The organism is Lichenibacterium dinghuense (assembly GCF_021730615.1).
Classification (GTDB): Bacteria; Pseudomonadota; Alphaproteobacteria; order Rhizobiales; family Beijerinckiaceae; genus Lichenihabitans; species Lichenihabitans dinghuensis.
On record NZ_JAJLMN010000001.1, the window covers coordinates 1,534,354 to 1,552,320 of the forward strand.

Genomic DNA, 17,967 nt, shown 5'->3' on the forward strand with positions numbered 1-17,967 from the left:
GGGCACCCTCGCGCGACCGGGCAGCCTCACCCGATCGCGACCGCGCCTAACCGGCCGCCGGCAGGAAGCGCAGCGCCGCGCGGAAGGCCGCTTCGACGTCGAGCGCCGTGGTGTCGAGCGCGTGGGCGTCCGGCGCGGCGCGCAGGGGCGCCACGGCGCGGCTGCTGTCGCGCTCGTCGCGCACGCGGATGTCCTCCAGGATGGCCGCGTAGTCGGCGGGCTCGCCCCGGCCGGCGAGCTCCAGCGCTCGCCGCTGCGCCCGCGTCTGCGGGCTGGCGGTGACGAAGATCTTCACATCCGCCTCGGGGCAGATGACGGTGCCGATGTCGCGCCCGTCGAGCACCGCGCCCTCGGGCCTGAGCGCGAAGCTGCGCTGGGCCGCCGCGAGGGTTTCCCGCACCGCCGGGATCGCGGCCACGACGGAAGCCGCCTCGCCCATGGCGCGGCCGCGCAGCCGGGCCTCGTCGAAATCCGTGAGCGCGAGACCGCGGGCCGCCGCCACGGCCGCGCGCGCGTCGTCGAGCCGCCCGTCGGCGTCGAGCAGGGCGCGGGCGGTCGCGCGGTACAGCAGGCCGGTGTCGAGGTGGGGGAGGCCGAGATGCGCGGCCAGCTTCTTGGCCAGCGTGCCCTTGCCCGAGGCCGCCGGACCGTCGATCGCGATGATCACGGCGCCCGCTCGCGGCCCGCGGGGCGACCGGGGTGGACGGGGAGAGCGCCCGGGCGGCGCGTCGGCTTGGGCAAGAGGGAGGCTCCGGGCGGGTGGGACGGCGGGCGCCGCCGCCCTAACATAGCGGTTCGGGGCTGTCATCCGGCGGCGCCGCGGCCGGCACTTTCCGATTGACGCCGCCGCCTCGCGCGCCTTAACCCCTTGCCTCCGATCGTTGAGGAAGGGCAGCGGCGCCGCGCGCGCGGTGCCGTAAGGATGGACTGTGGCAAAACCGGAACTTGGCGCGAAGCACCAGTGCCAGAACTGTGCGACGAAATTCTTCGACCTGAACCGCGACCCGATCCTGTGCCCGAAGTGCGGCGCGGTCTTCGTGCCGCTGCCGGTCGCCCGCGCCCCGGCCCGCGCCGCCGCGGCCGCGGCCGCGCGCGACGAGGGTGAGGTCGAGCAGGAGAACGCCGGCGTCGAGATCGTGTCGCTCGACGAGGCCGAGGCCGGCGAGAAGCCCGAGCCCGCCACCGACGACGACATCGAGGTCGACGACACCCCGGCCGACGACAACACCTTCCTCGAAGAGGAGGAGGAAGGCGACGACGACGTGGCCGACCTCATCGACGGCGAGATCGAGGACGACGAGGAGGCGTGAGCCTCGGCGCCGGGACGCGTCGAAGCGCCTCCCGATCAAAAATGCGAGCCCGCGAAAATCGGGCTTGTGCGGCCGGTTCGGCGAAGTTATAGAACCGACCTCGCCGCCGCTCACCGAGCGGCGACAGATCAAGCGGACGAGCTTCGGCAAATCTACTGGATCGATGGCAAGTCCGGACCCAATCGGACCTGTGCGAAATGTGTGGGGCCATAGCTCAGTTGGGAGAGCGCTTCAATGGCATTGAAGAGGTCGTCGGTTCGATTCCGTCTGGCTCCACCAAACACTCTCCCGGCCGAGCCGTCCGGGGTCGAGTGAAAGACGAGGCTCCCTCGACCGCTCCCAAGCGGCCGTTGTAGACAGCGTGGGGCCATAGCTCAGTTGGGAGAGCGCTTCAATGGCATTGAAGAGGTCGTCGGTTCGATTCCGTCTGGCTCCACCAATCATCTTGCGACAGAGTTGAAACGGCCTTCGACCAAATTGTGGCCGTGCCGCCGTCGACGTCGAGGCTTCGGTCGGTCGTACTCGGTCAGCTTCCGTTCCGCTCCGCAGGCCGACCTCGTCCGTACGTCCTGAAGCCTCGTGATCGGCCCCCTTCTCCCGCGAGGGGAGAAGGGCAGAGCCACCCGGCCGCCGGGATGCACGAAGCCCCCAGCCCGCGGAGGCGGCGCGGCCGGGTCGATCGGCCGCTCTCCCGTCAGGCGTCCGTGACGTCGGCGCTGGGCCGGTCCTCGCCCTTGGCGATCTCCTCGTGCCACTCGCCCTTGTCGTCCTGGTAGGCGATGACCTCGCTCTCGCCCGGCGTGCCCTGCTCGGCCGCCGCGGTCTCGGCCGCCTTGTGGGCCGCCTGCTTGGTGCGGAACGTCTCCGAATAGGCGCCGTTCAGGCGATAGGCCCAGCCCCCGTCGTGCTCCACGACCTCGTAATGGATGTCGGCCATCGTTCGGCTCCCCCTGTCCTCGCAGTGTTCTCGCAAACTTGCCGCGCCCCGCGAGGTTCCGGCGGCCCCACCCTCGCCGCGGTTGCCCGTTAACGGGGAGCCATGTTCCGCCTCTTCGAATCCCTGCTGTCGCCCACCGGCGAGCCGTCGCGGGCCGAGCCGCGCCCGGTGCAGCCGCCGGAAGGGCTCGTGCCCTTCTACTGGCACTTCGTGTCCCAGGCGAAGCCGCTCTTCGCCGCCCTGTTCGTCGCGGGCTTCTCCGTGTCGGTGCTCGACGCCTCCGTGCCCTGGTTCATCGGGCACCTCGTGCGCGCCATCACGTCCACGCCGCGGGATCTGTTCTTCGGCGAGAACCGCAGCCTGCTGATCGCCATGGTGGTCGTGGTGCTGCTCGTGCGCCCGGCGGCGATCGCGTCGCAGAACCTCGTGTCCAACGTCGCCATCGTGGCCAACGTCACCAACATGGTGCGCTGGCAGAGCCACCGGCACGTGTCGCGCCAGAGCTGGCCCTTCTTCCAGAATGATTTCGCGGGCCGCATCGCCTCGCGCGTGATGGACACCGGCCCGGCGATCCGCCAGAGCGCCATCTCGGGCATCACCGCCGTGTGGGGCATCACGGTCTACGGCGTGACGGCCCTGACGCTGCTCGGCCGCATCGACGCCGTGCTGACCGTGCCGATCGTCGCGTGGTTCTGCGCCTACGCGGTGCTGCTGCGCTTCATCGTGCCCCGACTGCGCGACCGCTCGAAGCGCACATCGGAGATGAAGTCGCTCATCGTCGGCCGCGTGGTCGACGGCTACACCAACATCCTCACCGTGAAGCTCTTCGCGCGCCTCGCCCACGAGGACCGGCACGTGCGCGAGGTGTTCGAGGGCCACACCGCCGCCTACCGGGCGCAGATGCGGATGCTGTCCACCCTGTTCATGTCGCTGCAGGGCATGAACGCCCTGATGCTGGTGGGCGAGACCGCGCTCGCCGTGATGGCCTGGCAGGCAGGCCGGGTCGACGTCGGCACCGTCGCCATGGCGATCCCGCTCACCTGGCAGATCGCCTCCGCGGCCGGCTGGGTCGCCGTGCAGGTGACCGACATGTTCGAGAACCTCGGCACCATCCAGGAGGGCATGATGACCATCGCCCGCCCGATCGCGCTGCAGGACCGCGCCGGCGCGGGCGAGCTCGCGGTGGAGCGCGGCGAGATCCGCTTCGACGCCATCCGGTTCGGCTACGGCCGCGAGGCGGGGCTGATCCACGACCTCAGCCTGCGCATCCGCCCCGGCGAGAAGGTCGGCCTCGTCGGCCGCTCGGGCGCCGGCAAGACCACGCTGATGAACCTGCTCCTGCGCTTCCACGAGCTCGAAGGCGGCCGCATCCTGATCGACGGGCAGGACATCGCCGGCGTCACGCAGGAAAGCCTGCGCGGCGCCGTGTCGGTGGTGACGCAGGACACGTCGCTGCTCCACCGCTCGATCCGCGAGAACATCGCCTATGGGCGGCCGGGCGCCACCGAGGCCGAGGTGGTGGCCGCGGCGAAGCGCGCCCACGCGCACGACTTCATCGCCGGCCTGGAGGACTGGCAGGGCCGGCGCGGCTACGACGCGCACGTCGGCGAGCGCGGCGTGAAGCTCAGCGGCGGCCAGCGCCAGCGCGTCGCCATCGCGCGGGTGATCCTCAAGGACGCGCCGATCCTCGTGCTCGACGAGGCGACGAGCGCGCTCGACAGCGAGGTCGAGGCCGCCATCCAGGAGAGCCTGACCGCGCTGATGGGCGACAAGACCGTGATCGCCATCGCGCACCGCCTGTCCACCATCGCCCGCATGGACCGGCTGATCGTGATGGACCGCGGCCGCGTGGTCGAGACCGGCAGCCACGCCGAGCTGCTGGCCCGCGGCGGCCTCTACGCCGACCTGTGGCACCGCCAGTCCGGCGGCTTCATCGACGAGGCCGCCTGACGGGCGGCCTCACCCCGCCGTCCACAGCTTCGCGACAATCCGGCGCAGCCGCGCGGAACCGGACGTGAGGAGGCGCATTGAGGCAGGACTGCGTATGGAGGTTCGTCCAATGCTCAAATGGGCCCTGATTTTCTTCATCATTTCGATCGTGGCCGGCGTGTTCGGCTTCGGCGGCATCTCGGCGGGCGCGGCCGACATCGCCAAGATCCTGTTCTACATCTTCGTCGTGATCTTCGTGATCTTCCTGATCCTGGGCGTGATGGCTGGCAAAGCCGTGACCTGACGGTCCAGCGACCGATCTCGACGGAAAGGGCGCCCCGCGGCGCCCTTTTTCATGTCCGGACGCGCGCGATAGCGGCGCGCTATGGCGCCGGAAACGATCCGCTATTGGACCGGCGCCGCTTTCGTCTCTCACCTTTCATCACCGCCCGGCGCCAAGATCGGACGGAGGGAGACGACCATGAGCAACCTCGACGCCTTCCGGGCCGCCGGCAATCCGATGTTCAACGACAACAAGTTGAAGCTCGGCACCTTCGGCTCGAACTGTTCCAACGCCTGCGCGATCACCCTCGCCGAGACGACGTTCGAGCCGACCTTCGAGAAGAACCTCGAGATCGCGAAACTGCTCGAAGCCTCCGGCATGGAATGCATGGTGCCGATCGCGCGCTGGCGCGGCTTTGGCGGGCCGTCGAACTTCAACGGCAACTGCATGGAAACCTACACCTGGGCGGCCGCGCTGGCGGCGGCCACCAAGGAGGTCTTCCTGTTCGCCACCTCGCACGTGCCGACCCTGCACCCGATCGTCGCCGCCAAGATGGCCACCACCATCGACCACGTGTCGAAGGGCCGCTTCGGCCTCAACATGGTCTGCGGCTGGTTCACGCCGGAGATGGAGATGTTCGGCGTCAAGATGATGGAGCACGACACCCGCTACGAATACGCGACCGAATGGGTCGAGATCGTCGAGAAGCTGTGGAGTGAGCAGTGGTTCGACTATTCGGGCGAGTTCTTTAACATCAAGCAGGGCTTCGCAGATCCGAAACCCTACCAGAAGCCCCGCCCCGTGCTGATCAGCGCCGGCTCCTCGCCCAAGGGCCGCGACTTCGCCTCGAAGTACTGCGACATCAACTTCTCCGTCGTCGAGAACGTCGAGAAGGGCCGCGCCTGGGTCGATGCCATGAAGAAGCAGGCCTACGACCAGCACCGCCGCGAGATCGGCACCTTCACCTACTCCTCGGTCGTGGTCCGCGACACCGAGAAGGAGGCGCGCGACTATTACAACTACTACGTCCACGAGAAGGGCGACTGGGAAGCCTGCGACATCATCTGCAAGATCTTCGGCGTCGAGAGCGGCTCCTATTCGAAAGAGTATTTCGACAAGTTCCGCGAGAACTTCATCTCGGGCTGGGGCGGCTATTCCATCGTCGGCACGCCCGAGCAGGTGACCGACAAGCTGATCGAGCTGTCCAACACCGGCATCGACGGCACGCTGATCTCCATGGTCGACTACAACGCCGAGCTCCCCTACTGGAACGAGCGCGTGATGCCGCTCCTGGAACAGGCGGGCCTGCGCAAGCCGCGCGCGGCGGCGCTCGCCAAGGCGGCGGAGTGACGGCGAGGCGCATCGTCGGACTGTCGGGCAACATCACCCGGCCGTCGCGCACGCGCGCCCTCGTGGGGCGCGTGCTGCACGGGGCGGCCGGGCTCGGGGCCGCGGAGGCCTACGACCTCGTCGACGCCGGGCCGGCGCTCGGCGCCGCGACGTCCCGCGCCGGCGCGCCGCCCGGCCTCGACCGGATCTGGTCGGCGGTGGAGAACTGCGACGCGCTCGTGGTCGGCTCGCCGGTGTTCAAGGCGTCCTACGGCGGGCTGTTCAAGCACTTCTTCGACCTGATCGACAAGGACGCGCTGCGCGGGCGCCCCGTCGTGCTCTGCGCCACCGGCCGCCTGCCGGAATACGGCGCCATGATCGAGGGGCGGCTGCTGCCGCTGTTCGACTTCTTCGGGACGCGGCCGGTCGAGCCGCACGTCTACGCCAGCGACGGCGACTTCGCGGGCTCGGACCTCGCGTCCGAGCGGGTCGCGGCGGAGGTCGAGGCCGCCGTGGCGGAGCTCGGCCGCGCCCTGCGGGTGTGAGCGGGGCGCGAGAAGGTCCCTGTCTCGCCCTCAGGGCTGTCATCCCGGGCTTGACCCGGGATCCAGCGGTGCGGCCGGGCGTCGCCTCGGCCGATCGGACCGGCCGGGCCCCGGGTCAAGCCCGGGACGACGGCGGACGGGTTTCAAGGCTTGCCGCGGCGCGGCGACAGGCTCACCACCTTGCGGTCGCGCTCGACGGGCAGGTCCTCGCGCGAGCCGTCGTCGGGATCGTCGTCGCCTTCCTCGTCGGATTCCCACAGCGACAGGCTCTGGACGAGGTTGGCGTCGGCGTCGATCACCACCGACACGTCGAGGTCCACCACCTCCGCATCCTGCGGGAAGCGGCTCAGGTGGTCGATCAGTTTCGCGACCGTCATGACTCGTTCTTCGCCCATCCGGCGCGCTCCTGGTTCTGCGGCATCAGCCTAGCACATCGTCGCGGACCGCTCGCCTCCGGCAGCGTTCCATGGAATGAAGCCGGCTGAGACCGAGGACCCGCCATGCCCCCGAACCGCCCCGTCGCCGCCGGCGACCACGTCTTCCTGGTCGACGCCTCGGCCTTCATCTTCCGCGCCTATTTCCAGTCGATCAACCAGGACCGGAAGTACAACGCGCGCTCCGACGGGCTCCCCACCGGCGCGGTGCGCCTGTTCGCCACCAAGCTGCTGCAGTTCGTGCGCGAGGGCGCGGCGGGCACGATGCCCACCCACCTCGCCGTGATCTTCGACAAGAGCGAGAACTCGTTCCGCAAGGAGCTGTTCACCGCCTACAAGGCGCAGCGCAAGCCGCCGCCGGACGACCTCGTGCCGCAGTTCCACCTGATGCGCGAGGCCGTGCGGGCCTTCGGCATGGTTCCGGTCGAGCAGGACACCTTTGAGGCCGACGACCTCATCGCCACCTACGCGCGCCACGCGCGGGCCGCGGGCGCCGACGTCCTCATCGTGTCGCCCGACAAGGACCTGATGCAGGTCGTGGGCGAGGGCGTCGTCATGTACGACCCGGCCTCGGGAGTGCCCGGCGCCGCCGGCGCCCGCGAGGAGCGCGTGACGCGCGTCCCGGAAGTGATCGAATATTTCGGCGTCCCGCCCGAGCGCGTGATCGACGTGCAGGCGCTGGCCGGCGACAGCACCGACAACGTGCCCGGCGCGCCCGGCATCGGCATCAAGACCGCGGCCCAGCTCATCAAGGACTACGGCGATCTCGACACGCTCCTGGCCCGCGCCGCCGAGATCAAGCAGCCGAAGCGCCGCGAGGCGCTGACGCTGCCCGAGAACGTCGAACGGATCCGCGTGTCGCGCGAGCTCGTCACGCTCTGCGACACGGTCGAGGTGACGGTGCCGCTCGACGCGCTGCGGCTGCCGCGCACAGAGGGGGAGAAGCTCGTCGCCTTCTGCAAGGCGCTGGAGTTCACGACGCTGACGCGCCGCATCGGCGAGTTCTACGGCGTCGAGCCCGGCGAGGTGGAGCCGGACGAGCGGCTCGTCGGCCCCGGCGGCTGGCGCACCCGCAACGGCGCGCCGGCGGCGCCGATCGAGGAGGGCGGCGGCATCGTCGCCACCGGCGAGGCGCCGGCCGAGCCCGCGGAGCACCGCGACGCCGCCGCCATCGCGGCCGCGTTGCCGAAGCTCGACGGCCCGTCGACCCTGGCCGCCGCCCGCGCGGCCGAGATGCGCGCCCTGCCGTTCGACCATGCGAAGTACCGCACGGTCACGACGCTTGACGCGCTCGACGCCGTGATCGCGCAGGCGCGCGAGGCCGGGGTCGTGGCGGTCGACACCGAGACGACCTCGCTCGACGCGCGGCGGGCGGAGCTCGTCGGCGTGGCGCTGGCGACGGCGCCGGGCGAGGCCGTCTACATCCCGGTCGGCCACCTCGCGCCCCCGCCCCCGGCGCCGCCGCCGGCACCGAAGAAGACCAAGAAGGAGAAGGCGGCTGCCGAGGCCGCCGGGCTCTTCGCCGAGGAGGCCCCCGCCCCGCCCCCCGCCGAGGCGGAAGCGCCGCAGCAGTTGGAACTGCGCGACGTCATCGACCGGCTGCGCCCCCTGCTCCAGGCGCCGGACGTGCTGAAGGTGGCGCAGAACATGAAGTACGACTGGCTGGTCTTCGCCAGCCACGGCATCACGGTCGCGCCCTTCGACGACACGATGCTGATGAGCTACGTGCTCGACGCGGCCGCGACCGTCGACACGCACGGCATGGACCAGCTCGCCAAGCGCCACCTCGGCCACGACCCGATCCCGTTCAAGGACGTGGCGGGCTCGGGCCGGAGCTTCATCGGCTTCGCCCGCGTGGCGCTCGACCGCGCCACCGCCTACGCGGCCGAGGACGCCGACGTGACGCTGCGGCTGTGGCGCGTGCTGAAGCCCCGCCTGCCGGCCGAGAGCATGACCCACGTCTACGAGACGCTGGAGCGCCCGCTGGTGCCGGCGCTGGCCCGCATGGAGCGGCGTGGCATCGCCATCGATTCCGACATCCTGTCGCGCCTGTCGGGCGACTTCTCGCAGGTGATGGCGCGGCTCGAATCCGAGATCTTCGAGGCGGCGGGCGAGACCTTCAACCTCGGCTCGCCGAAGCAGCTCGGCGACATCCTGTTCGGCAAGATGGGCCTGCCCGGCGCCAAGAAGACCGCGACCGGCGCCTGGTCGACCTCGGCCCAGGTGCTCGACGAGCTGGCCGAGACCGGCAACGGCTTCGCGAAGCTGATGCTGGAATGGCGGCAGGTGTCGAAGCTCAAGGCCACCTACACGGACGCCCTGCCGACCTTCGCGGACCGCGGTCGCGTCCACACCTCCTTCGCGCTGGCCGCGACCACCACGGGGCGCCTGTCGTCGTCCGACCCCAACATCCAGAACATCCCGGTCCGCACCGAGGCGGGGCGCAAGATCCGCACGGCCTTCGTGTCGGAGCCGGGGCACAAGCTCGTGTCGGCCGACTATTCGCAGATCGAGCTGAGGCTCCTGGCCCACATCGCCGACATCCCGCAGCTCAAGCAGGCCTTCGCGGAAGGGCGGGACATCCACGCCACCACGGCCTCCGAGATGTTCGGCGTGCCGCTGTCCGAGATGACCGGCGAGGTGCGCCGCCGCGCCAAGGCGATCAACTTCGGCATCATCTACGGCATCTCGTCCTTCGGCCTCGCCAACCAGCTCTCGATCGGCCGGCAGGAGGCGGGCGACTACATCAAGACCTATTTCGAGCGCTTCCCCGGCATCCGCGACTACATGGAGGCGACGAAGAAGACCGCGCGGGCGCAGGGCTTCGTCACCACGCTGTTCGGGCGCAAGTGCCACTACCCGCGCATCAACGCCTCGAACCCGTCCGAGCGGGCCTTCAACGAGCGCGCGGCGATCAACATGCCGATCCAGGGCACGGCCGCCGACATCATCCGCCGCGCCATGGTGCGGATGGACGCGGCGCTGGAGGCCGAGAAGCTCGGCGCGCGCATGCTGCTGCAGGTGCACGACGAGCTGGTGTTCGAGATCGCCGACGAGGAGGTCGAGCGCGCGATCCCGGTCATCAAGCGCGTGATGGTGGAAGCGCCGCACCCGGCGGTGTCGCTGTCCGTGCCGCTGGCCGTCGAGGCGGGCGCCGCGCACAACTGGGACGAGGCGCACTGAGGGTCCGACGCCGAAGCCCGGCCGGAGCCCTCACCCGCACAGGCCGTTGAGGTGCCCGACCAGCCCCGCGACCGCCGCATCGAGCGGGCCGGAGTTGTCGAGGAGCAGGTGCCCCTCCGCCCCCGCCGGCACCGCCACGGGCACCTGCCGGGCCAGCCGCGCCCGCACCGCCGCGGCGTCCTCGCGGCCCCGCGCGGACAGGCGCGCCAGCAGCACCTCCGGCCGGGCCGCGACCTCCACGACCCGCAGCCGCCCGAACACCGCGGCGGCGTCGCCGAGCGCGCGGCGCGACAGGTTGGCCACCACGACGCGGCCGCGCGCGACCTCGTCGCGGGCGGAGCGCGGCAGGCCGTAGCGCAGGCCGTGCGCGGCCCAGGTGAGCGCGAAGGCGCCGCCGGCCTCGGCGCGGGCGAAGCCGGCCTCGTCGAGCGTGTCGTGGTCCTCGGCGCCCGGCGCCGCCGCCCGCGTCACGGTGCGCCGCGCGAAGAGCACGCGCGCATCGAGCATTGGATGGCGCGCGGCGCCCGCCATCACGGCGTCCTTGCCGACCCCGCTCGGGCCCACCACGGCGACGAGCACGCCGGCGCGCGGCCCGTCACGCGACACGCCGCCCCTCCCGCCACACGGCGCGCACGAGCGGCGGCAGGCCCGGCTGCGTGTGCACGCGCACGAGGTCGGCCCGGAGGCCCGGCGCGATCAGGCCGCGGTCGTCGAGCCGGGCGGCGCGGGCCGGGTTCGTCGACACCAGCCGCGCGGCCGCCGGCAGGTCGAGCGTGCCGGTCTCGGCGAGGCCGAAGGCCGCCTGCAGCAGGCTGAAGGGCACGTAGTCCGACGACAGAACGTCGAGCAGGCCCTCGGCCAGCAGGGCGGAGGCCGACACGTTGCCCGAATGCGAGCCGCCGCGCACGACGTTGGGGCCCCCCATCAGCACCGAGAGCCCGGCCGCGTGCGAGGCGCGCGCGGCCTCGATCGTGGTGGGGAACTCGGCCAGGGTGACGCCGAGCGCCACCGCCTCCCCGACATGGGCCGCGGTCGCGTCGTCGTGCGACGCCACCGTCACGCCCCGCGCGCGGCAGAACTCCGCGATGGCGCGGCGGTGCGGGTCCGAATGAGCCAGGGACTCCGCGACGCGCCGGTCGGAGAAGGCCAGGAAGCCCGCGTCCGTCAGGTTCATCTTGCGCTGGTAGTAGGTGCGGTAGGCGTCGAGGTCGGTGTACTGGCGCTGGCCCGGCGCGTGGTCCATCAGCGACACGATCCCGACCAGCGGCCTGCCCGCGATGGCCTCGAAGGCCCGGAGCGCGTCGGGGGCCGACACCTCGCAGCGCAGGTGGATGCGGTGGTCGGCCCGGAGGCGCCCGGCCGCGGCGGCGGCCGCGATCGTGTCGGCCATGGCCAGCATGTCGGCCGAGCCGAGCCGCGCGTCCTCGTCGGTGCCGACCCGCAGCGCGTCGAACACCGTGGTGATGCCGGAGGCCGCCACCTGCGCGTCGTGGGCCTGCAACGCCGCCATCCTGTCCCAGCGCACCCCCGGCCGCGGCAGGTAGTGGCCCTCGATGTGGTCGGTGTGGAGCTCGACGAGGCCGGGGATCAGCACGTCGCCGCCCATGTCCTCGCCGCGGCGCGAGGGTCCGGCGTCGACCGCGGCGATCCGCCCGTCGCGCACGGCGAGGCTGCCCCGCACAACCTCGTCGCCCAGCACGATGCGGGCGCCGGTGAAGACCTGTTCGCTCATGCGCTCGCGCCCGGTGGCGGGGCCGCGGCGGGCCCGAAGGGGTGGAATGCGTGGACGCGGAAGGGTGCGCCCGCCTCCGGTTCGACGAAGAGCGCGAGCCCGTCGACGGGCAAGGGCCGGTCGAGGACGTCCGCGAAATGCGCCTCCAGCGCGCGGCGGACCGCCTCGGCCGGGCCCGGCACCGGGCCGGTCAGCGTCATGTGGTAGCGGAACTCGTCGCGCACGTAGGGATAGCCGTAGCGGTCGAGCAGCGCGCGCTGGCTCGGGCTCAGCCGCTCCGGCCGCCGCCGCGCCGCCTCGGCCGGGGTCAGGGCCGCGCGGAACGGCTCGAAGGCGTCGAGCACCTCACCCTCCAGCGCCGCGATGCCGGGCTCGGGCCCGGACGGCGTGAGCGCGAAGAAGTCGCCGAGCCGCGACAGGGTCAGGCACCCGATCACCGGCGCCGGGCGGCCCGCCGCGAACGCGGCCAGATGAGCCGACAGGCCGTCGAGGGTGACGCCGTCGCGCGGGCGGAAGGGCGCGCGCAGCGTCGCGTGGAAGCCGTAGCGGGCGGGCTCGGCCACGAGGGCGTCGCGCGCGGGGTCGGGCGGCCGGGTGGGCTCGCCCGTCGCGGCGTCGCGGCCGAGCCAGAGCGAGGCCAGGCGGTGCAGCGCGCCGCCCGGCGCGGGCGCGGCGTAGACGGCGGCGCGAATCAGCGGCTCCAGCCGCCGGCCGAGCGATGGGGAACGTCGATGGGAGCCTCCGCGGCGGCGAATCGTCCGGGTCGTCGTCGGATCATGACGCGCCGCGGCCCGAAGGGATAGACGCCGGGCGCCGCCCCGGGCGCGTCAGCAGTTCTCGGCGGTGAAGACCCGCACGGGCGTGGACGGGGCCGCGGCGGCACCGTCGAGCCGCCCGAGCAGCCGCGCCATGGTGTCCGCGATCGTCCGCACCTCGGCGGACGTGTCCTGGTCCACCACGGCGTGGATGGCGCGCGCCCGCAGCAGGGTGCGGCGGTCGTCGGTGAGCTCGTGCGTCACGAAGGCGACGTCCGCGGCGCCGGCCGCCTTCAGGGCCGCCACGACGCAGTCCGCCCCCGCCGAGGTCAGGTAGAGGCCCCTGAGGCCGGGGTGGGCGCGCAGGGCCGCCGCGGCGGCCTCGCCCGCGCCCTCCGCCACCTCCCGGCTTTCCGCGACCGCGACGAGCCGGCAGGCCGGGAAGTGCTCGCACAGCACGGCGCGGAAGCCGCTCTCGCGGTCGCGGTGCCCGGCCATGGAGCGCAGCCCCGTGATCATCGCGACGTCGCCGCCCGCGGGGCCGAGGAAGCGGCCGATGAGGTCGCCGGCGACCCGGCCGCCCTGGACGTCGTCCGGCCCCACATAGGCGTGGCGGCCGCTGCCGGGCACGTCGGTCGCCAGCGTGGCGACCGGGATGGCGGCCGCGGCGCGGCGCAGCGCCGCCGCGATCGCATCGCCCGCCGGGGTCGCGATCACCAGCCCGTCGTGCCCCCGCGCCAGCCGGTCGATCAAGCCGGGGATGCGGTCCGGCCGGTTCGGGTCGAGGTGGTGCACCAGGAACTGCATGTTGAGGTCGAGCGCGGCGTGGTTGGCGGCCGCGAAGGCCAGGGCCAGCGCCGCGTGGAACGGGTTCGCGGGCGACTGGATCAGCACGGCGACGCGCAGCCGGTGCGCGTAGGCGCGGCCGAGCCTGCGGTCGAGCTCCAGGCGCCGCGCCGCCGCGAGCACGCGCCCTTCCCGGTCGGGCCTGACGCCGCCGCGCCGGTTCACCACGCGGTCCACCGTGGCGATCGACACGCCCGCGAGCGCGGCCACGTCCTCCAGAGTCGGCTTGCGCGGCATCGGGGCGTCCGGATCTGAGGGGATCCCATCATTTCCGCGCTGTCCGCGGCCAGCGCAAGCCCGCTAGATCGCGGCGGCGGGCGCGGAGCGCCGCGCCGGCGGCGGGGGAGACGATGGGCATCACGGTCACCACGGCGCCCTGCTGCTGGGGCGTCGACGACGTCCGCAACCCGCACCTGCCGCCCTGGAAGCGGGTGTTCGACGAGGCGGCGGCGGCCGGCTACGGCGGGCTGGAGCTCGGCCCCTACGGCTACGTGCCGCTCGACGCCGAGCGGGTCGGCCGCGCGCTGAGGGAGCGCGGCCTCACGATCGTGGCCGGCACGATCTTCGACGACCTCGCGTCCCCGGCGAACCGCGAAACCCTGCTGCGGCAGGCGGACGAGATCTGCGCCTTCCTCAGGCGCCTGCCGCCGCCGGTGACCGCCGCCGGGCATCGCTTTCCCGCGCCCTACCTCACCGTGATGGACTGGGGCCACGACGAGCGCGACTTCGCGGCCGGCCATTCCGACCGGGCGCCGCGGCTGGACGGCGCCGCCTGGGACGACATGGTGGCCAACGTCCGCGCGGTCGCCCGCCTCGCGCGGGACCGCCACGGCGTGCGCGCCGTGATCCATCCCCACGCGGGCGGGTACATCGAGTTCGCCGACGAGGTGGCCCGCATCGCCGCCGACGTGCCGCCGGACGAGGCCGGCTTCTGCATCGACACCGGCCACAGCTTCTACGCCGGCATGGACCCCGTCGAGACGCTGGAGCGCTACGCCGACCGGCTCGACTACGTGCACTTCAAGGACATCGACGGGCAGGTCTTCGCCGCCGTGACGGGCGAGCGCATCCGCTTCTTCGACGCCTGCGCGCGGGGCGTGATGTGCCCCATCGGCCGCGGCGTCATCGACTATCCGGCGGTGCGGGCCGCGCTCCACCGCATCGGCTACGCCGGCTTCGCCACGGTCGAGCAGGAGCGCGACCCGCGGAGCGCGGGCGGCAGCCTCGCGGACGTCGCGGCGAGCCGCGCCTACCTGCGCGGCATCGGGTTCTGAGGGAGGGAGAGGACATGGCGATGAGCGAGACGCGGGGCGCACGGCCGATCCGCTGGGCCATGGTGGGCGGCGGGCGCGGCAGCCAGATCGGCTACATCCACCGCTCGGCCGCGCTGCGCGACCGGCGCTTCGACCTCGTCGCGGGCGCCTTCGACATCGACCACGCGCGCGGGGCCAGCTTCGGGGCCGAGCTCGGCCTCGACCCCGCGCGCTGCTACCCGGACTTCGCGGCGCTGTTCGCCGGCGAGGCCGCGCGCGCGGACGGGATCGAGGCCGTGTCGGTCGCGACGCCCAACAGCACGCATTTCGCGATCTGCCGCGCCGCGCTGGAGCACGGGCTCCACGTGGTCTGCGAGAAGCCGCTCTGCTTCACGGTGGCCGAGGCCGAGGCGCTGCAGCGCCTCGCGGCCGAGCGCGGCCGGGTCCTCGGCGTCACCTACGGCTATTCGGGCTACGGCACGATCGAGCAGGCCCGCGCCATGGTGGCGGCCGGCGAGCTCGGCGAGATCCGCCTCGTCAACCTGCAATTCGCCCACGGCTTCCACAGCACGGCGGTCGAGGCGGACAACCCCGCGATCCGCTGGCGCGTCGACCCGCGCTTCGCCGGGCCGAGCTACGTGCTGGGCGACCTCGCCACGCATCCGCTCTACCTGTCCGAGGTCATCTGCCCCGAGCTGAAGATCCGGCGGCTGCTGTGCGCGCGGCAGAGCTTCGTGAAGAGCCGCGCCCCGCTGGAGGACAACGCGGTGACGCTCATGGAATACGAGGGCGGCGCCTTCGGCACGGTGTGGACCAGCGCCGTCAACGCCGGCGCGATCCACAGCCAGAAGGTGCGGATCGTCGGCTCCCGCGCGAGCCTGGAATGGTGGGACGAGCGCCCGAACCAGCTGTCCTTCGAGGTGCAGGGCGAGCCCGCCCGCGCCCTGGAACGCGGCATGAGCTACCTCCACCCGGAGGCGCTGGCCGGGGACCACATCAGCGTCGGCCACCCGGAGGGCCTGTTCGAGTCCTGGTCGGTCCTCTACGGCCGCTTCGCCGCCGCCATGCGGGCGACGGACCGCGGCGACGCCGCGGCCCTGGCCGGCCTGCGCTACCCCGACGTCGCGGCCGGCGTCGCCGGGGTGCGCTGGGTCGAGAACTGCGTGCGCTCGGCCGACGCCGGCGGGGTGTGGGTGGACTACCGGTAGCGGCAGGGCGGCGTGGCGCCGGCGAGGCCGACGCGGGATCGACCGCCCTCCGCCGTCGTCGCGAGCGCAGCGACGCGATCCAGCCGCCGTGAGCCGCCGGACCTTCGGGGACCTGCGCGGAGCGACTCTTCCGAGGGCGACGGCTGGATCGCTTCGCTGCGCTCGCGATGACGGGTGGGGTCGGGTACTCGCAGCGTGATCCTGCCCGGCAGGACCCGCCTCTCGGCCCCGCTCAGGCCCAGTACTTTTCCACGTACCGCTTCGTCTCGGCCAGCATGAACCGCGCGCTGTCCTCGTAGCGATCCTCCCAGGCGAAGACGCAGTTCGACAGGACGCCGTCGAACTTCATCTCGCCGAGCGTCTGGAAGAACAGCTCCCAGTCGATCTCGCCCTGGCCGAAGTCGGTGTGCTGGTGCACGCGCACCTTGGAACCCGGCGGGTTGACGATGTAGCGGAGCTGCGAGGACTTGGTGTGGTCGTAGGTGTCGGCGAGCCGCACGTGCGCGAGATAGCCCGCCGTGGCGCGCAGGTTCGCCACCATGTCGGGGCCGTAGAAGAAGGTGTGGGGCGCGATGAAGGAGGCGCGCACTGACCTGGAGTCGATGGTCCTGATGATGTCGACCGCGGGGGCGATCTCCTCGATCCAGTCCTCCGGATGGGCTTCGAGCGACAGCACGAGCCCTTCCCGCTCCAGGATCGGCACCAGCACGTCCATGGCGCGGAAGAACTGCCCCTCGCAGGTTTCGGGCCGGTGCAGGCCGCTGCGGTCCGCGAGGCTGCGGTCGGGCGAGCCGCCGCGCCCGAACTCGGATACCAGCATCGGGCATTCCATCTCGACAGCGACCTGGATGGCCCGCTTCCAATTGTCGATCGCCACCTCCCACTCGTCGGGATAGGGGCTCGCCCAGCGGTACATCGGCTGCAGCGTGGCGAGGCCGACGCCGTGGTCCTTGAGGGCGCGTTTGAAGGCCCTGACGCGCTCCGGATACACCTTCGGCCGCGTCCACCACGACAGGAAGTCCGGCCGGGGCGACAGCTCGACGTGGTCGTAGCCGAGCGCGGCGACCTTGCGGCAGGTGTCTTCGAGCGACAGGTGCCGGAACATGTGGGGGTCGAGCGTGTGCTTCACGGCTCTGCTCCGCTGTGAGGGATCGGGCTCAGGCCTTGCGACGGCGGCTCTGGCGGTACTGGTCGACCACCACGGCCGCCACGATGATGATGCCCTTGACGATGCCCTGCACGTAGGCGTCGATGCCCACGAAGGTGAAGCCCGAGGTCATCACGCCGAGGATCAGCGTGCCGATCACCGTGCCGGAGATGCGGCCCGAGCCGCCCGACAGCGACACGCCGCCGATCACCGCCGCCGCGATGGCGTCGAGCTCGTAGCCCGTGCCCATCGAGGACTGGCCCGAGGCCGCGCGCGCCGCCGTGACGAGGCCGGCCAGCCCCGACAGCACGCCCGCGATCGTGTAGACCACCATGATGTGCCGGCGCACGTCGATGCCGCTGACCCGCGCGGCCTGCGGGTTGGCGCCGATCGCGTAGGTGAACTTGCCGTAGCGCGTGTAGCGCAGCGCGACGTGGAAGATCATCGCCGTGACCAGGAAGATGACCACCGGCACGGCGCCCGAGCCGATCCAGGTGTAGTTGTCGGCCAGCATCGAGATGGGCTGGCCGCGGGTGTAGAGCTGCGCCACCGAGCGGGCCGTCACCATCATGCCGAGCGTGGCGATGAAGGGCGGGATGGCCGTTATCGCGATCAGCGAGCCGTTGATGAGCCCCGCGATGCCGCCGATCACGAGGCCGCACAGCACCGGCACGACGAAGGGCAGGCCGGTGAGGGCCGGGAACACCGCGCGGGCGTAGCCGGGCTCCTGGGCGAGGCTCGCCGCCACCATGGCCGACACCGCCAGCACCGAGCCCGACGACAGGTCGATGCCGCCCGTGATGATGACCTGGGTGACCCCGATGGCGATGAGGCCCACCACCGACACCTGCAGGATCATCACCAGCAGGCGCTGCCCGTTGAACAGGAAGCTCTGCCCGCGCACGCCCCAGCCCAGCGCCTCGAAGAACAGCGCGATGCCGATCAGCACCAGCACGATGCCCACCTCGTTGGGCAATCGGCGCCGCCCGGCCTTGCGCTCCGCCACCGCGATCGTGTTGGTCAGGGGTTCGGTCATGCTGTCCTCCGCGTGTCGGAGGCTGTAGCCGCCCCCTTCA

17 protein-coding genes and 2 tRNA genes are annotated in these 17,967 nt (G+C 72.1%); 10 read left to right on the plus strand and 9 right to left on the minus strand.

The window, feature by feature from the left end:
• Window positions 1–46 precede the first annotated feature (46 nt).
• On the minus strand, window positions 47–667 hold the full coding sequence (gene cmk, locus L7N97_RS07350; protein WP_237477673.1) for a (d)CMP kinase: 621 nt from the start codon (window positions 665–667) through the stop codon (window positions 47–49).
• Between the two features lie 262 nt (window positions 668–929).
• Here cmk and L7N97_RS07355 point away from each other — a divergent pair, with 262 nt between their 5' ends.
• From L7N97_RS07355 to L7N97_RS07365, 3 genes are all read left to right on the plus strand, one after another.
• Window positions 930–1,310: a TIGR02300 family protein gene (locus L7N97_RS07355; protein ID WP_237477674.1), complete on the plus strand. Its 381-nt coding sequence runs from the start codon at window positions 930–932 to the stop codon at window positions 1,308–1,310.
• Window positions 1,311–1,513: 203 nt separating this feature from the next.
• Window positions 1,514–1,589: transfer RNA gene (locus tag L7N97_RS07360), tRNA-Ala, on the plus strand.
• A gap of 84 nt (window positions 1,590–1,673) precedes the next feature.
• Window positions 1,674–1,749: transfer RNA gene (locus tag L7N97_RS07365), tRNA-Ala, on the plus strand.
• Between the two features lie 255 nt (window positions 1,750–2,004).
• Here the strand turns inward: L7N97_RS07365 and L7N97_RS07370 are convergent.
• Window positions 2,005–2,247: a DUF2188 domain-containing protein gene (locus L7N97_RS07370; RefSeq protein WP_237477675.1), complete on the minus strand. Its 243-nt coding sequence runs from the start codon at window positions 2,245–2,247 to the stop codon at window positions 2,005–2,007.
• Window positions 2,248–2,349: 102 nt separating this feature from the next.
• On the opposite strand from L7N97_RS07370, the gene L7N97_RS07375 reads away from it, so the two are divergent.
• From L7N97_RS07375 to L7N97_RS07390, 4 genes are all read left to right on the plus strand, one after another.
• Window positions 2,350–4,197: an ABC transporter ATP-binding protein gene (locus L7N97_RS07375; protein WP_237477676.1), complete on the plus strand. Its 1,848-nt coding sequence runs from the start codon at window positions 2,350–2,352 to the stop codon at window positions 4,195–4,197.
• 109 nt (window positions 4,198–4,306) lie between these two features.
• A complete protein-coding gene (locus L7N97_RS07380) occupies window positions 4,307–4,480 on the plus strand; it encodes a DUF1328 domain-containing protein (protein ID WP_129220574.1) in 174 nt (57 codons plus the stop codon).
• Window positions 4,481–4,657: 177 nt separating this feature from the next.
• Window positions 4,658–5,809, plus strand: coding sequence for an LLM class flavin-dependent oxidoreductase (locus L7N97_RS07385; protein WP_237477677.1), 1,152 nt, complete (start codon window positions 4,658–4,660; stop codon window positions 5,807–5,809).
• Window positions 5,806–6,333, plus strand: a complete 528-nt coding sequence (locus L7N97_RS07390; RefSeq protein ID WP_237477678.1) for an NAD(P)H-dependent oxidoreductase — start codon at window positions 5,806–5,808, stop codon at window positions 6,331–6,333. Before L7N97_RS07385 ends, L7N97_RS07390 begins: the two co-directional genes overlap by 4 nt.
• Before the next feature lie 143 nt (window positions 6,334–6,476).
• On the opposite strand, the gene L7N97_RS07395 is transcribed toward L7N97_RS07390, so the two are convergent.
• Window positions 6,477–6,710, minus strand: a complete 234-nt coding sequence (locus L7N97_RS07395) for a hypothetical protein (protein WP_237477679.1) — start codon at window positions 6,708–6,710, stop codon at window positions 6,477–6,479.
• A 123-nt stretch (window positions 6,711–6,833) separates the two neighbouring features.
• On the opposite strand from L7N97_RS07395, the gene polA reads away from it, so the two are divergent.
• Window positions 6,834–9,950 carry a DNA polymerase I gene (gene polA, locus L7N97_RS07400; RefSeq protein ID WP_237477680.1) on the plus strand — a complete coding sequence of 1,039 codons (3,117 nt, stop codon included), beginning with the start codon at window positions 6,834–6,836 and terminating at the stop codon, window positions 9,948–9,950.
• 30 nt (window positions 9,951–9,980) lie between these two features.
• Here the strand turns inward: polA and phnN are convergent, their stop codons facing one another.
• The 4 genes from phnN to L7N97_RS07420 form a co-directional block, all read right to left on the minus strand.
• A complete protein-coding gene (phnN, locus tag L7N97_RS07405) occupies window positions 9,981–10,556 on the minus strand; it encodes a phosphonate metabolism protein/1,5-bisphosphokinase (PRPP-forming) PhnN (RefSeq protein ID WP_237477681.1) in 576 nt (191 codons plus the stop codon).
• The gene (locus L7N97_RS07410; protein ID WP_237477682.1) at window positions 10,546–11,682 is read right to left on the minus strand and encodes an alpha-D-ribose 1-methylphosphonate 5-triphosphate diphosphatase; all 1,137 of its coding nucleotides are present in this window, start codon (window positions 11,680–11,682) and stop codon (window positions 10,546–10,548) included. The genes phnN and L7N97_RS07410 overlap by 11 nt, the downstream gene beginning before the upstream one ends.
• Entirely contained in the window at window positions 11,679–12,245 is a 567-nt protein-coding gene (locus tag L7N97_RS07415; protein WP_237477683.1) for a DUF1045 domain-containing protein, read from the minus strand. The genes L7N97_RS07410 and L7N97_RS07415 overlap by 4 nt, the downstream gene beginning before the upstream one ends.
• Before the next feature lie 264 nt (window positions 12,246–12,509).
• Window positions 12,510–13,520, minus strand: coding sequence for a LacI family DNA-binding transcriptional regulator (locus L7N97_RS07420; RefSeq protein WP_237477684.1), 1,011 nt, complete (start codon window positions 13,518–13,520; stop codon window positions 12,510–12,512).
• A gap of 113 nt (window positions 13,521–13,633) precedes the next feature.
• Between L7N97_RS07420 and L7N97_RS07425 the strand changes: the two genes are divergently transcribed.
• Complete coding sequence (locus L7N97_RS07425; RefSeq protein ID WP_237477685.1) at window positions 13,634–14,557, plus strand: sugar phosphate isomerase/epimerase family protein; 924 nt, start codon at window positions 13,634–13,636, stop codon at window positions 14,555–14,557.
• Between the two features lie 20 nt (window positions 14,558–14,577).
• Window positions 14,578–15,744 (plus strand): Gfo/Idh/MocA family protein, encoded by a 1,167-nt coding sequence (locus tag L7N97_RS07430; RefSeq protein WP_237482094.1) that lies wholly within the window; start codon window positions 14,578–14,580, stop codon window positions 15,742–15,744.
• A gap of 232 nt (window positions 15,745–15,976) precedes the next feature.
• Here L7N97_RS07430 and L7N97_RS07435 read toward each other — a convergent pair whose 3' ends face one another.
• Both L7N97_RS07435 and L7N97_RS07440 read right to left on the minus strand, forming a co-directional pair.
• Entirely contained in the window at window positions 15,977–16,873 is an 897-nt protein-coding gene (locus L7N97_RS07435; RefSeq protein ID WP_237477686.1) for a sugar phosphate isomerase/epimerase family protein, read from the minus strand.
• 28 nt (window positions 16,874–16,901) lie between these two features.
• A complete protein-coding gene (locus L7N97_RS07440) occupies window positions 16,902–17,927 on the minus strand; it encodes an ABC transporter permease (protein ID WP_237477687.1) in 1,026 nt (341 codons plus the stop codon).
• Between the last annotated feature and the right edge of the window lie 40 nt (window positions 17,928–17,967).